The organism is Streptomyces sp. SCSIO 75703 (assembly GCF_036607905.1).
In the GTDB taxonomy this organism is placed as follows: Bacteria; Actinomycetota; Actinomycetes; order Streptomycetales; family Streptomycetaceae; genus Streptomyces.
On the sequence record NZ_CP144555.1, the window covers coordinates 6,693,950 to 6,708,592 of the forward strand.

Annotated in this window: 12 protein-coding genes; 2 read left to right on the forward strand and 10 right to left on the reverse strand. The window is 73.0% G+C overall.

Annotated elements, in window-relative coordinates:
- Positions 1-88 precede the first annotated feature (88 nt).
- From VM636_RS29500 to VM636_RS29530, 7 genes are all read right to left on the reverse strand, one after another.
- Positions 89-670, reverse strand: a complete 582-nt coding sequence (locus VM636_RS29500; RefSeq protein ID WP_053914346.1) for a rhodanese-like domain-containing protein — start codon at positions 668-670, stop codon at positions 89-91.
- Complete coding sequence (locus VM636_RS29505) at positions 667-2,070, reverse strand: MBL fold metallo-hydrolase (protein ID WP_338486163.1); 1,404 nt, start codon at positions 2,068-2,070, stop codon at positions 667-669. Before VM636_RS29505 ends, VM636_RS29500 begins: the two co-directional genes overlap by 4 nt.
- On the reverse strand, positions 2,067-2,426 hold the full coding sequence (locus VM636_RS29510) for a rhodanese-like domain-containing protein (RefSeq protein ID WP_338486166.1): 360 nt from the start codon (positions 2,424-2,426) through the stop codon (positions 2,067-2,069). Before VM636_RS29510 ends, VM636_RS29505 begins: the two co-directional genes overlap by 4 nt.
- 611 nt (positions 2,427-3,037) lie before the next feature.
- Positions 3,038-3,232 carry a hypothetical protein gene (locus tag VM636_RS29515; protein ID WP_030419856.1) on the reverse strand — a complete coding sequence of 65 codons (195 nt, stop codon included), beginning with the start codon at positions 3,230-3,232 and terminating at the stop codon, positions 3,038-3,040.
- Positions 3,233-3,592: 360 nt separating this feature from the next.
- Positions 3,593-4,987 carry a GH1 family beta-glucosidase gene (locus VM636_RS29520; protein ID WP_030419855.1) on the reverse strand — a complete coding sequence of 465 codons (1,395 nt, stop codon included), beginning with the start codon at positions 4,985-4,987 and terminating at the stop codon, positions 3,593-3,595.
- Between the two features lie 24 nt (positions 4,988-5,011).
- The gene (locus VM636_RS29525; RefSeq protein WP_338486169.1) at positions 5,012-6,235 is read right to left on the reverse strand and encodes an amino acid deaminase/aldolase; all 1,224 of its coding nucleotides are present in this window, start codon (positions 6,233-6,235) and stop codon (positions 5,012-5,014) included.
- Entirely contained in the window at positions 6,232-7,551 is a 1,320-nt protein-coding gene (locus VM636_RS29530) for a D-arabinono-1,4-lactone oxidase (protein WP_030419853.1), read from the reverse strand. The genes VM636_RS29525 and VM636_RS29530 overlap by 4 nt, the downstream gene beginning before the upstream one ends.
- Before the next feature lie 162 nt (positions 7,552-7,713).
- Between VM636_RS29530 and VM636_RS29535 the strand changes: the two genes are divergently transcribed.
- Together VM636_RS29535 and VM636_RS29540 are read left to right on the forward strand one after the other, a co-directional pair.
- Positions 7,714-8,316, forward strand: a complete 603-nt coding sequence (locus VM636_RS29535) for a TetR family transcriptional regulator (protein ID WP_030419852.1) — start codon at positions 7,714-7,716, stop codon at positions 8,314-8,316.
- A gap of 95 nt (positions 8,317-8,411) precedes the next feature.
- Positions 8,412-10,463 carry a discoidin domain-containing protein gene (locus VM636_RS29540; protein ID WP_338486171.1) on the forward strand — a complete coding sequence of 684 codons (2,052 nt, stop codon included), beginning with the start codon at positions 8,412-8,414 and terminating at the stop codon, positions 10,461-10,463.
- On the opposite strand, the gene VM636_RS29545 is transcribed toward VM636_RS29540, so the two are convergent.
- The 3 genes from VM636_RS29545 to VM636_RS29555 are packed head-to-tail and all read right to left on the reverse strand — an operon-like array spanning position 10,427 to position 14,443.
- Entirely contained in the window at positions 10,427-11,398 is a 972-nt protein-coding gene (locus VM636_RS29545) for a formylglycine-generating enzyme family protein (protein ID WP_338486173.1), read from the reverse strand. The genes VM636_RS29540 and VM636_RS29545 overlap by 37 nt on opposite strands.
- Positions 11,395-13,170, reverse strand: a complete 1,776-nt coding sequence (locus tag VM636_RS29550; RefSeq protein WP_338486175.1) for a sulfatase — start codon at positions 13,168-13,170, stop codon at positions 11,395-11,397. The genes VM636_RS29545 and VM636_RS29550 overlap by 4 nt, the downstream gene beginning before the upstream one ends.
- A gap of 1 nt (position 13,171) precedes the next feature.
- Positions 13,172-14,443: an MFS transporter gene (locus VM636_RS29555; protein WP_338486177.1), complete on the reverse strand. Its 1,272-nt coding sequence runs from the start codon at positions 14,441-14,443 to the stop codon at positions 13,172-13,174.
- Between the last annotated feature and the right edge of the window lie 200 nt (positions 14,444-14,643).

Sequence of the window (14,643 nt, forward strand, 5' to 3'; positions counted from 1 at the left end):
CGGTCCGGCTCGGCCCGCCTCGCCGAGCGGACCGAGGCTGACGCCTACCGGCGGCGCGAGTGCCGGACGGGCGCCGGCACCAGGGTGCTCACCTGCCGGCGGAGAGCTGTGCCACGGCCTCGCGGGGGTCGACGGACGGTACGCGGTTCCACGGCATCCTGGACAGGAGCATGCCCATGGCACAGGTGTTGCTGACGGCGGCGAACGCCAGTCCCGCGCCGACGAACGCGGACAGCGCCTGCAGTCCGGGAACGACGAAGCTTCCGAGGGCTCCGACCAGTACCAGGGAACCGGCGACCAGGCGGATCTGGCGCTCCATGTCCCAGCGTTCCTGACCGTACTTCGTCGGGGCGCCGGACCTCTCCCACGCGGTCATGCCGCCCGACAGGACCGCCAGGCCCGGGAGCCCGGCTTCCGCGAGGGCACGTTCGGCCTGGCCGGCGCGCTGACCGGAACGGCACACGAGGACCACGTCGGAGTCCAGGTGCCTGGTGAACTCCTCACGGTGCTCACGGAGCAGGGGCAGGGGGACGTTGTGGGAGCCGGGAATGTGCGCTTCCTCGAACTCGAGGGGGGAGCGGACGTCCAGCACCCGGGGCGGGGTTCCCGAGTCGATCCTGGCGCGCAGTTCGTGGATGGTCAGGCTGTGCGGCGTGGTGGGGGTGGTCATGCGTCGGACTCCTGTCGGTTGTCGTGGTGTGCGGAGAGGGGGGAGGCAAGGGCGCACAGGCCGAGCCCGAGGGCGTTGTCGAAGCTGTCGTCGACGGCGACGACGTCGCGGCCGTGGGCGTGGAGCAGCGCGGCGACGATCCCCGCGCGGTAGCCGCCGGCACAGTGCACCCAGACACGGCCCGCCGGGACCTCGCCGATGCGGGCCGGCACCTCGTGGACGGGGATGTGGACCGAGCCGGGGATGTGGGCCCGCTCGCGCTCCTGATCGCGGCGAACGTCCAGGACGACGAGGTCTTCGTCGCCGTTCCGGGCGGCTTCGAGGTCGCCGAAGGAGGCGCGGGGATAGGCCGCCAGGGGTTCGCCGCCGGCCCAGTCCTCGGGGTTGCCGGTGGCCATCGCGGCCGGGCGGTCGATACCGATGCGGACCAGTTCGCGCTGAGCCTCTGCCACGTCGCCGGCGGTCTCGCCGAGCAGGGTGAGAGGGGTGCCCCACGGGATCAGCCAGCCCAGGTAGGTGACGAACTGGCCGTCCAGGCCGAAGTTGAGGCTGCCGGGCAGATGTCCGGCGGCGAAAGCGATACGGTCGCGCAGGTCCACCACCCACTCGCCGGCCTCGATCCTGCGCCGCAGTGCGGCCGGATCCGCCACGGACGGCGCGGACAGATCGGGCTTGCCGGGTCCTGCGGCGTTGGCCGGGCCCATGTGGGCGTAGTAGGCCGGGTAGGCGTCGAGGCCCGCCAGGAGCCGCTCGACGTAGGCCTCCTCGTCGGCGGTCAGCGCGGAGTTGGTCCGCTTCTCGTCGCCGATGGTGCTGGACAGACCGGTGGCCTGGGTCGCGGAGCAGAAGGAGCCGAACCCGTGGGTGGGATAGACGGCCGTCTCGTCCGGCAGCTCCTGCGCCAGTCGGTGCGCCGAGCGCCACTGGGCCCGCACCAGGGTGTCCGTGTGGTCCGGACCCAGCAGGTCGGGCCGCCCGGTGGTGCCGTACAGCAGCGAGCCGCCGGTGAACACCGCGGTCTGCTCCCCGTCGGCCTCCAGTGCGTAGGAGAGGTGGGTATGGGTGTGGCCCGGGGTGTGGATCGCCCGCACCCGCATGGTGTCGCCGACCTCGATCACCTGGCCGTCGCGTACCGGGGTCCGCTCGAAGGCGACCTCGTCGTCGGCGTTCACCAGGTACCGCGCCCCCACCTCGCGGGCCAGGGCCAGGCCGCCGGTGACGTAGTCGTTGTGGATGTGCGTCTCGAAGACGTGGGTGATCCGCACCCCGGCGGCGTCGGCCAGCGCGGTGACGCGGTCGTAGTCACGCTGGGGGTCGACCACCAGAGCCACGGAGCCGTCGTGGGCGAGGTAGGTGCGGTCGCCCAGTCCGGGCGTCTCGACGGGCAGGACGGTGATCATCGCGTCTCCTCGGGAGTGTCGGGGACGGTGGGGGAGTCAGGACGGCCGCAGGTGGCCGTGGGGTGGGCGGCGTGGGACCGGGGGGCGGTGCCACCGCTGACGCCCTGGGCGGCACGGCGGCCGGGATCGCGGGGCAGGAAGTGCGCGCGTGCGCGGTGGCCGCCGCTCCGGCCGAACGCGCGCACCAGCCCGGCCGGGGGCCGTCCGGCGAGGGCCGGGGCGACGGGGGAGCGCGGTGCGGACCGGGAGCCGGAGGCGTGACCGGCGTGACGGGCGCCGCCGTCGCGGACGTCGGCGACGCGGGCCTCCGGCACGCGCGCCTCGGCGGACCGTGGCTCGTCGCTCTCGGGAACCATGCGGGGAACTCCTGCTCAGTCGCTTTCCTGGATACCCAGGGGGGTATGCCTGGGGTCAACCGTAACAGGACCCTCTCTATGCCCCGGGGGGTATCCCCGGGTGAGGCTTCTCACAGTCTGTTCGGGTCGTGGGCCGCGCGCACCGGCGAAGCGGCGAGGTGCGCCGCGCCCGGCGCGACGCCCGCCTCAGCCCCGGGAAGGGGCGGGAACCGCGGAGTGGACCGCGCCCGCCGCCCGGACCACGGGCTCCGCCCGGCGCGTGGGAGCGCCCGGAAGTGGTTCCGGCCGGGCCGTCGGCCCTTCCGCGTTCCTCGTGGTCGCGGCGGCGGCGCACTCCGGCCCGGCGACCGCGGCCGAGCGGCCGGTCGCTCGGGGCAGCGCCGACGGGCGGCGCGCCCCCGGCGTCACGCCTCGATGCGGACGCCGGCGGGCGGCCGGGCCGGCTCCACCGGGGTTCTGGCCGTGCGGGCGAGGGCCCTGTCCGCGTCAGTGCGGGGCGACGGCGTGTCGCGGACGGTCGGTTCGCCGGCCCTGGGCGGTCACGAGAGGACCCGGTTCGTCGGCCACCGTGGCGGACAGGGGGGAGGCCCCTGGGGACGTCCCCCGGATCGTCAGGACGTGGGGCGTCCGGCGGCAGCCAGGCGTCGCCGGCGGCCCGCCGGGACCTCGCGGGCCCCGTACACGACGTCCGCCGCCGCGTCCGCGGGCACGCCCTCGGCGGCCACCGCCGCGATCAGGGAGAGCCCCCGGAGGCCGGGGCGGTCGTCGTCCACCGGTGGGGCGTCCGGCCGGTGCGCTGCCGCCATGAGGCCCGGATCCTCCCTGCCGGGGCGGCACGGAGCCCACGAACGTACAGCGCGGCGGCGGCACGGACTGCCCGGCGACGCGTCCCCCGGCAAGCCGTTGGTCCTCGACGGCATGTGCCCGGCGGACGGGGGAGACGTCGCGGAACGCCCGTTCCGGCGGGAGGTGACGGCACCCCCGCGCGCACCTGTGGTCTTCGTGCCGCCGGACAGCGCGTGACACGGCGTCACATCGCGGCGCGGCGCATGCGGAGTGCTCCACATCGTCGCGCAGCCGCGAGCCGCCCCCGCCGGTCACGGCCGTCCGTCCGGGCGCGGGTCGCAGCGCGGGAGCGGCACCTCCTTCCGGAGGGCCGTGGCGCGTCACCGTCCCGGTCGGCGCCGTGCCCGGAGGTGCTCCTGGAACCAGCGGTAGGAGTCCTTGGGCGTACGGGTCTGGGTGTCGTAGTCGACGTGAACCAGGCCGAACCGCGGCTCGTACCCCAGCGCCCACTCGAAGTTGTCCAGGAGCGACCACGCGAAGTAGCCGCGCACGTCGATGCCGTCCTCGATCGCACGGGACACCGCGGCGAGGTGGTCACGGTGGTAGGCGATGCGCTGCGGATCGCGGACCGTGCCGTCGGGGTCCGGACGGTCCGGGTAGGCGCAACCGCTCTCGGTGACGTAGAGCGGTGGCAGCCGGTCGCCGTACCGCTGGACGAAGGTGGCCAGGATCTCCCGCAGCCCGTCGGGGACGACGGCCCAGCCGAGGCCGGTGGTGGGCGCGTCGGTCAGGACGCGGGGTTCGAACGGAAGTCCTTCCGGCAGGGCGGCGCCCTCCAGAGCGGGTGAGCGCGGCGACGCGGTGCCGGGCGCGCCGACGGGCACCGGCTGGTAGTAGTTCACCCCGAACCAGTCCAGGGGCGACGAGATGACCTCCAGGTCCGCTGCCAGGGTGCCGTCCGCGTGTCCGGGCATCAGCATGGCCAGGAGTTCGTCCGGGTAGGCGCCGCGCAGTACCGGGTCCGCGAACAGCCAGTTGACCAGCGCGTCGTAGGACGCGGCCGCCTCACGGTCGGCGTCGGAGCCGGACGCCGGCCAGGTGGGCGCGTGGTTGGAGGCGATGCCGATGTTGCCGACGCCGGCCGCGCGCAGCGCCTGCACGGTCAGCCCGTGGCCCAGCAGCATGTGGTGGGCCACCGGCAGGGCGTCGAAGCCGAGGGCAAGTCCGGGCGCGTGGGCGCCCACCGCGTGCCCGAACATCGTCGCCACCACCGGCTCGTTGACCGGCATCCACATCCCGACCCGGTCGCCGAGGCGCTCGGCGACCACGGTGCCGTAGTCTGCCAGCCGGTGCGCCGTCTCCCGCACCTGCCAGCCGCCGCGATCCTGCAGCGCCTGCGGGAGGTCCCAGTGGTAGAGGGTCACCGCGGGCGTGATGCCGGCGGCCAGCAGGTCGTCGACGAGCCGGTCGTAGAAGTCCAGACCCGCCGGATTGACGGCGCCCGAACCGGACGGCATGACGCGCGGCCACGACACCGAGAAGCGGTAGGCGTCGACACCCAGGTCCCGCATCAGGGCGACGTCCTCCCCCGACCGGTGGTAGTGGTCGCAGGCGACCTCCCCGGTCTCGCCGTTCTCGATCCTGCCGGGCTCGGCGCAGAACGTGTCCCAGATGGAGGGCCCCTTGCCGTCCTCGGCCGCCGCACCCTCGATCTGGTAGGACGCCGTCGACACTCCGAGGAGGAAATCGTCGGGCAGGAGGGGAAAGCCGGACATGGTCACACCTTTCGCAGGGGGCGGTCAGAGGAACGTTCGGTGCTCGCCTCGGTAGGTGGGGACGGTGTCGACGACGCGGCCGTCCTCGACGAGGTGGAGTTCGGCCACGTGCTCGCAAAGCTCGCCGGCCTTGCTGTGCCGCAGCCAGACGCGGTCCCCGACCCGCAGGCCGGCGGCGCCGGGGCCGCGCACGGGGGTCTGTACTTCGCCGGCGCCCTCCCGCGGCAGCAGCCGGAGGCCCGCCGGCCAGGCCGGCGTGGGAAGGCGGTCGGGACCTGCGGCCCCCGACGCGACCCAGCCCCCGCCCAGGAGCGTGGCGTGCCGCGGCGAGGGACGACGCACCACCGACAGTGCGAAGAAGGACGCCGGGTGGGGAGCGAACCGGGTGTAGAAGTCGAACAGTGTGGGAGCCAGGAGCCCGGACCCGGCCGCGACCTCGGTGACGGCCGGCTCCAGGCTGGTCGTCTCCAGGCTTCCCGTGCCGCCGCCGTTGACGAACTCCAGCGGCGCCACCGACGCGACGGAGGCGACCGCCGCGGCCCGCCGTTCGGCGATTTCACCCGCCGACATCCTCCGCACGCCCCGGACGAGGAACCGTCCCGGACCCGGACGGTTGTCGCCGACACCGGCGATGTGGCCCTCGTAGGCCATCACCCCCACGAGGCGCAGACGCGGCCGGGCGGCCACCGCCTGAGCCAGGTCCCGCGCGGCGCGGGCGGTGTGCACCGGGGAACGCCGGGCACCGATGTGCACGCGGCCGCCGGCCAGTCGCAGCGAGACGTCGACCTCGAGGCAGACCCGCACGGGCCGGGCGCCGGGCCCCAGACCGTCGAGGACCGCGTCGATCAGGTCGAGGTGCGCCGGCGAGTCGACCATCAGGGTCACCCGGGAGGCCATCACCTCGTCCGAGGCGAGCCGGGCGACGGCGGCCGTGTCGACGGTCGGGTAGCCCACCACCACATCCTCGAACTCCTCCGCCAGCCACAGCGCCTCCGGCAGCGTGAAGGCGAGCACTCCGGCCCAGCCGGGTCCGGCCGAGACCTGCCGCAGCAACGCCCGGCTGCGCACCGACTTGCTGGCGACCCGGATCGGCTTGCCCGCGGCCCGGCGCACCAGGTCCCGGGCGTTGGCGCGCAGCGAGGGCAGGTGCACCACCGCGTACGGCGGACGCAGCCCGGCCGTGGCCTCGGCGAGTTCGGCGAAGAACGCGCCGGGCAGGGCGGGGCGAAGGGGGGAGGACGCGCTCATCGGGACGCCCCGGCGGGCCCGAGGACACGGTCGAGGTGGCGGTTGGAGAACACCCGGGCCGGGTCCAGGCGATCGCGCAGGGCGGTGAAGTCGCCGAACCGGGGGTACAGCTCGGCGAGTTCGGCGGCGCCGAGCCGGTGCATCTTCCCCCAGTGGGGCCGTCCGCCCGCGGCCCCGAGGACGTCCTCGCACACCCGGAACCACCGGTCGTGTGGCATCCGGTGGTACTGGTGGTACGCGACGTAGGCGACATCGCGTTCGTGGGCGGGGGAGAGCCAGATGTCGTCGGCGGCGGCGAACCGGACCTCGAAGGGGAAGGAGACCGCCTCGTCGTGGGTGTCGACCCAGCGCCGAAGCTCTCGCAGGGCGGCGACGAGGGTGTCGCGGGGGACGGCGTACTCGCCTTCACGGAAGCGCACGTTGCGGGGCGAGGCGAAGACACGGTGGGCGAGGTCGGTGACGTCGCGGGAGCCGGTGAGCCGGGTCGCGAGACGGGTGATGCCCGGCACGGCTCCCGGCCGCCTGGCGCCCAGGCGCAGCAGCCACTCGAAGGTGTGGTCGGCCAGCAGCCGGTCTTCCACCGCGCGTGTCACCGGGCCGAGGCGGCGCAGTCTGGTGTCGGCCGGGAGCCGCGTGAAGCGACGGGTCAGCGCGGTGGTGGTGTGCGGGAACCAGAAGAACTCGAAGTGGTCGTGGGCGGCGGCGAGTTCGTCGAGCGACTCCAGGGTCTCCTCGAGTGGCCGCGGCCGGTCGACCCCGCGCAGCGCGAAGAGCGGCACGCACTGGAGGGTGACGGTGGTGATGACGCCCAGGGCGCCGAGGGAAACACGCGCGGCGGCGAACAGGTCGGGCCGCTCCTGTGCGGAGCAGGTCACGACGGAGCCGTCGGCCAGCACCAGTTCCAGCTCTCTGATCTGGGTCGCCATGATGCCGAACCGCTCGCCCGACCCGTGAGTGCCGGTGGTCAGCGCACCGGCGACCGTCTGGCGGTCGATGTCGCCGAGGACCTCCAGCGCCAGTCCGAGTTCGGCGAGAAGCGGATTGAGCCGGTGCAGGGGAGTCCCCGCCCACACGGTGACCAGGCCGCTCTCGGTGTCGGCGCGGACGAGTCCGGTCAGTCGGTCCGGACGTATCTGCACGCCTTCCCCGACCGCGATCCCGGAGAACGAGTGCCCCGACCCGACCGCCTTGACCGGACGTCCGGCCGCGGCCGCCTCGGTGACGACGGCGGCGACCTCCTCGGTGGAGGCGGGGGAGACGATCCGGACCGGTGTGGCCGATTCGGTGCGGGCCCAGTTCTCCCAGCGCGTGGTCATCGGAGCCTCCGGTGAACGGTCGGTCGGTGGCGCGACTATGGCAGCAGCACAGAAGCCGGGTCAAGCGTCTTGGTCGTATGTCCAAGACGGGATCGAGGACAATGGCACCCGACGTGCGCGGTCGCGGTCCGTGACCGCCGGGCAAGAGCGAGGAGCTGACCCATGAGCCGGATGGCGGCGAGCGAACGACGCGAGCGGCTGGTCGACGCCGCGATCGCGGTCATGGTCAGGGAGGGGGTCTCGGCCGCCACCACGCGCGCGATCGTGGCCGAGGCGGACATGCCGCTGGGGTCCTTCCACTACTGCTTCCGCTCGAAGGAGGAGTTGCTCGGTGAGGTCATCGAGGTCATCACCGGCCACACCCTGGAGCGCGCGCTGCCGGAGGTGGTGGGCGAGGGGGACCTGGAGGACCGGCTGCGTCGCGGGATGCGCGCCTACTGGCAGCACGTGGTCGAGGTGCCGGACGAACACCGCCTCACCTACGAGCTGACCCAGTACGCCGCTCGGCAGTCCGGGCTCGCCGGTGTCGCGGAGCGGCAGTACCAGACCTACCTCGCGGCCAACACCCGTCTGATCGAGGCGCTTACGGACAAGGAGGGCAAGCGCCTGGAGTGGGACGCCCCGGTGCCGACGCTGGCGCGCTACGTCACGGCGGTGCTCGACGGGGTGACGCTGCTCTACCTCAACGAGGGGAACGCGGCCGCCGCGGGCGAGGTCCTCGACCTCGTCGCCCGGCACGTGGCGGGCATGGCCCGCCACGCCTGACGCCTGACGCCTGGGGCTCCGGCCGGTCTGGGACTCTTGACTGGGACGATTGACCAACTTTAGGGTGCGCCCCACGCCACGCCTCGGGAGACCCCATGAAGAGAGCGCGTTGGGGCGGCACAGCCGCCCTCGTCCTGTCCCTTGTCGCCGCGTTGTTCCTTTCCGGCTTCGGTGCCGGCGGGGCCGGCGCCGCCGAGCGACCCTGGTGGGAACCGGCCCACCGGCCCGTGCCGGATTCCGAGATCAACGTGAGCGGGGAGCCGTTCACGGGCACCGACGCACGCGGCGACGTCCGCGGGTTCGTCGACGCACACAACCACCTGATGACCAACGAGGCATTCGGCGGCAAGGTGGTCTGCGGCAAACCGTTCTCCGAGGAAGGTGTCGCCGACGCCCTCAAGGACTGCCCCGAGCACTACCCCGACGGGGCCGGCGCACTGCTGGAGAACCTCACCGTGGACCCCGACGGCCGTCACGACCCGGTGGGCTGGCCGACGTTCCGGGACTGGCCCAGCCACACCACGATGTCGCACCAGCAGAACTACTACGCCTGGCTCGAGCGCGCGTGGCGGGCCGGACAGCGCGTACTCGTCACCGACCTGACGTCCAACGGCGTCCTGTGCTCGATCTACGTCCGCGACCGCGGCTGCGACGAGATGGAGTCCGTCCGGCTGCAGGCCCGCAAGACCCACGAGATGCAGGACTACATCGACCGGATGTACGGGGGCCCCGGCCGGGGCTGGTTCCGGATCGTCAGTTCGCCCCAGCAGGCCCGCCAGGTGATCGAAGCGGGCAGGATGGCCGTGGTCCTGGGGGTGGAGACCTCCGAACCGTTCGGCTGCAAGCAGATACTCGACATCGCCCAGTGCACCGAGGCCGACATCGACAAGGGACTCGACGAACTCCACGCGCTCGGCGTGAGCAGCATGTTCCTGTGTCACAAGTTCGACAACGCACTGTGCGGAGTGCGCTTCGACGAAGGCACGCAGGGCACCGTCATCAACGTCGGGCAGTTCCTCTCCACCGGCACCTTCTGGAAGACCGAGAAGTGCACCGGCCCCCAGCGCGACAACCCGATCGGTGCGGCCGAGGTCCCCGAGGCGGAGGCGAAGCTGCCGGCCGGGACCAGCGTGCCCTCGTACGACGACGACGCGCGCTGCAACACCCGCGGCCTCACCCGACTCGGCGAGTACGCCCTCAACGGCATGATGGACCGGGGCATGATGGTCGAGGTCGACCACATGAGCGTCAAGGCCGCGGGGCGGGCGATGGACATCCTGGAATCGGTGCGGTACCCCGGGGTGATCTCCAGCCACAGCTGGATGGACCGCACGTGGACCGAACGGCTCTACCGCATGGGCGGCTTCGTCGGTTCCTACGGCCTGGACGCGGAGAAGTTCGTCGAGGAGACCGCCGCCACCGCGGACCTGCGCGGGAAGTACGGCGTCGGGCTGGGCTACGGCACCGACTTCAACGGACTGGGCAGCCACCCGGCGCCCCGCGGATCCGACGCGCCGGACAAGGTCACCTACCCGTTCCGGACCTACCCGGACGGCCCGCTGGTGGACCGCCAGCGCACCGGCGAACGGGTGTGGGACGTGAACAGCGACGGCGGTGCCCACGTCGGGCTGGTGCCCGACTGGGTCGAGGACGTGCGCCGGCTCGGCGGCGACCCCCTCGTCGACGAACTGCTGCACGGCGCGCAGTCCTACCTGGACACGTGGAACGCCACCGTCGCCTGGGACCGGCCGGCCAACCTGGCCCGGGGCGGTGCCGCGCAGGCGAGCAGCAGCGAGTTCTCGGTGCTCACCAGCTACCGGCCCGACCGTGCCGTCGACGGCAACCCCGCCACCCGGTGGGCCAGCGACTGGAGCGACGACCAGTGGTGGGCGGTGGACCTCCGCAGTCCCCAGCGGGTGGGCCGGGTGGTACTGGACTGGGAGGCGGCCCACGCCGCCGCCTATCGCATCGAAGTGTCCGACGACAACCGGACGTGGCGCACGGTGTGGCAGACCACGACGGGCCGCGGCGGGCTGGAGACCGCCCGGTTCACCCCGACGACCGCGCGCTACGTGCGTGTGCACGGTACCGACCGGGCCACGCGTTACGGCTACTCCTTGTGGGAGGTGGCCGTCCACGCTCGGTGAGGGCCGCGTTCCGGTGTGTCGGGGACCGGGATGTCCCAGACACACCGGAAGCCGGCGTTGGCCGCCGACGCGTCCTCCTCGTTGGCCGCGCGCGCCGCGACGCGGTAGCGGTTGCACCAGGAGTCGTGGCACAGGAACGAGCCGCCCTTGATGACGCGGCCGCCGCGCCAGGGGTCGGCGCACCACTCCCACACGTTTCCGACGGTCTGGAAGAGGCCGAAGCCGTTGGCGGGGTACGTCATGACCGGGGCGGTGCCGGCCCAGCCGGCGGCGGCCTCGTCACGATGGGGGAAGTCGCCCCGCCAGATGTTGCACCGGTCCTCTCCGCCCGGACGCAGTTCGTCGCCCCACGGATAGCGCGCGTTCTCCAGCCCGCCGCGGGCGGCGTACTCCCACTCCGCCTCGGTCGGCAGTCGGCCGCCGGCCCACGCACACCACGCCCGCGCGTCGCGCCACGACAGGTGCACGGCCGGATGGTCCTCACGGCCGGCCAGGCTCGACCCGGGGCCCTCGGGACGTCGCCAGTCCGCTCCCCGGACCGCGCACCACCAGGGTGCCGACCGGACCCGGGGCGCGCGGGCGGCGACAGCGGGCGGCAGGTGCAGATGGAAGACATGGGACCAGCCGAACCGCTCGGCGTCGGTGACGTGTCCGGTCTCCTCGACGAACGCCGCCCACTGGAGGGTGGTCACCGTCGTCGCGGCGGCGGCGAAGGGACCGACGGTCACGGTACGCACCGGCCCCTCCTGGTCGTCGGGGTGGCCCAGTCGCTCGTCGCTGCCCATGAGGAACGCGCCTCCCGGGAGCCGTACGGCGTGCGGCGGCGGCTCGGCGCCAGGTCGTGGAGCGCGGGGCGGGAAGGTCTCGGTGACCCGCCCGGCCGCTCCGTCCGCGTCGGCTGCGTCCCGCCCGGGTGAGCAGCAGCGGCCCCTCACAGCTCGGCCAGCTCGTCGGCGATCCGGTGCAGCGTGGAGGTGGGGATGAGCCCGACGGCGACGCCCGCCACATCCAGCAACCCCAGCTCGAGCACCTCGTCGGGCAGCGGACCGTCGACGAGGGGTCCCAGGTGGGCGCGCAGGATCGCGACCGCGTCGGGCTCGGCCAGCAGCGCCGAGACGGGTGTGGTCACGCCGAACCGGGCGCGGGGGAAGTCCGCCGCGCGCAGGGGCCGTCGGCGGCTGGTCTCCACCTGGCCCGCCTGTTCGCGGCACAGCAGGTGCTCGGAGGTCAGCGGCCCGGCCGCGGGCAGTCCCATCCGCTCGAACTGTTCGGGCGGCGCCTCGTTCTCGGCCATCAGGTCGCGCATCAGGGTCGCCATCCGCAGTTCCTGTTCGTCGTCGATGACGGGGTGCTGCTGACCGGGATCGGCTTCGAGGTCGAAGAGCATCGAACCGAAGGCGTACGGGTCGGTGTACGCGGTACCGGGTACCCGCAGCGGCGGCACGCCCTTGGTGAACGCGAACGGGGACGCGAGCGTGGCCTCGCGCAGGACCTCGACGGGCATCCGGCCGCGCATGAGCGTGGGCATCAGGGTGTACTCGGCCAGCGGTTGGTTGCCGGGCCGCGCCGGGGCACGCAGATAGACCCAGCGGCCGTCGGTGACGTTGACGTGCCCTCCGAAGATCCCGAACAGACCGGCCTCGCGTACCGGCGCGTCGGACTCGACGGTGGGCGCGAGAGACGCTCCCCGCATGTCCCTGGTCGGGGTGCGGCCGAAGAAGTCGAGCAGGGTCGGAGCGAGGTCGATGGTCTGCACCAGCGAAGTGCGCCGCTCACCACGACGGCGTGCGCGCGGGTCCCAGATGAACAGCGGCAGGTGGATGGTCTCCTGGAAGTACGGGGGAGTGTTCTTGCCCCACCAGTCGTGCTCGCCGAGCAGGAACCCGTGGTCGGTACCCACGATGAGCATCGTGTCCTCCCACATGCCGTGCTCGTCCATGGCCGACAGCACCCGGCCCAGGCTGTGATCGCACATCGTGAGCAGGGCGGAGTAGAGCGAGCGGACGTGGCCCACGGTCTCCTGTGGCTCGCGGACCCGCACGTAGTCCGGCCAGTCCAGTTCGGGACCGTCGTACGCGGTGTCGTAGAGCTTGCGGTAGTCGTCGTAGGTGAAGAAGGGCTCGTGCGGGTCGAAGGTCTCGATCTGGAGGAACCAGTTGTCCTCGTCGGCGTTGGTGCGGATGAAGTGCAGCCCGGCATCGAAGGTGAGCGTCTGCGGGTGCTCGGCCTCGTCGGTCATGTAGAGCCGGTTCACCCGGTCCTGCCGGCGCAGTTCCCCGTTGGTCACGGTCGGCGCCAGGCCCTCGGGCACCGGCGGGTCGGCGACGTGTCCCTTCCACTCGTCGCCCTCCTGGCCCCGGAAGAACTCGAACGTCCGGAACCGCGGATGGTAGGTGGCCCCGCCGTCGGCCCAGTAGTGCTGGTGGTCGGTCACCAGGTGTGTGTAGACGCCGGCCCGGGTGAGCAGTTCGGGTGCCGAGTCGTCGAACGGCTCCAGCGGGCCCCAGCCGCGGTGCAGGAAGTTGTGCCGGCCGGTGTGGAGTTCGCGGCGGGCCGGCATGCACGGCATCGAGCCGCCGTAGGCGTTGTCGAAGGTGACGCTGCGCTCGGCGAGGTCGGCGAAATGCGGGGCGACGACGTCGTTCGCTCCGTACGGTGGCAGGAACCGCCGGTTGAGTGTGTCGAAGAGCACGAAGATGGCACGCATGTCAGGACACCGACCTTATCCGCGTCACCGACCAGCCCCCGAGCAGCACGATCAGTGCGCTGGCGACATAGAGGGCGCGGTAGTTCTCGTTGGTGAGGGTGAGTACCGTGAAGCCGACCAGGGGGGCGATGGGCAGGTTCTGGGCCGCGTTGACCAGGCCCAGGTCGCGGGCCCGGGTGCGCTCGTCGGGCAGGACTTCGGTGGTCAGCACCTGGTCGACCGAGAGGAAGGTGCCGTACCCGACGCCGAGGAGGGCCGCGGCCAGCAGCGCCGCCCCCCAGGTCGGCGAGACCGCCAGGCTCGACGCAGCCGCCGTCTGGAACGCGGCGCCGGCGAGCACGAGCGGCTTGCGGCGCAGCCTTCGGTCGGCTGTCAGGCCCGCGGCGTACGTGGCGACCACGCAGAAGACCAGGTAGACGAGCGTGAGCGTGAGGGCCGCGCCCTCCGGCTCCGGACGGTGGAGCACGTCGTCCACGTAGTAGAGCAGGTACGCCGTGCCGACCAGGTTGCCGGCGTTGATGAGCACCCTCGTGGCCATGGCCCAGTAGTAGTCGGGTGCCCGGCGCGGGCGCGGGGGAGTCAGGTTGTGCAGCAGCCCACCGGTCGGTCTGGCCCCGGGAAGCGGTGCCGGCTCGCCGACGCCGAGCAGGAAGGGCAGGCAGCAGACCACGGCGAGCAGGGCGATCACCCACCACGCGGTCGGGACGTCGTGGATGACTTCGGTGACCAGCGCCATGCCGCCGGCCAGGGCGATCACCTGGGGGGCGCCGAAGGCGGCCGATGCCCGGCCGCGCTGGTGCACGGGCACCTGATCGGCGATCATCGCGCTCAGGCTCACCAGCACGCATGCCTGTCCGAGCGCGACGAACACGAGCAGCGCGCACACCGCGGGCACCGAGTCGATCTGGCCGACGGCCGCGAAGGCGAGCGCGGCGAGGGCGAACCCGCCCAGCGCCCAGGCGCGTCGGCGGCCCCAGGCCAGCCGGGTACGGTCGCAGAGGAAGCCCGCCAGAGGCACCGCGAGCACGATGGCGATCAGCATGACGGACTGGAACACACTGGCCAGCCGGACCTTCCGCGCCGGATCGATGTCGCGGGCCAACTGGGCGAGCATGATCTGACTGGGCAGCATCACCAGCAACCAGAACCCGAGCCACGCCAGGGCGAACAACCACAGCCACGTCCGAGTGACGGGCGTGCCGGGCACCGACGCGCCCGCTGCCGGGCGGGCCGGTTCCGGCGGGCCCGGCCGGTACTCGGGCGGTGCGGTCACCGGCGCCTCCTGAGCTGGACGGTGCCGGGAGTCTAGGGGGCACACGTGGGGTGGTCAATCGTCTTGGACGGATGACCAAGCGGGTCGGCGGTCCTGACGGCACCCGGCTGCCGCCAGGACCGCCGGCTCGCCGCCGAGCCCGCTCCGCGTCCGGGTCCGCCCGGCTCGGCGCGCGGTCGCTCACGACGCTCGGCACCGAC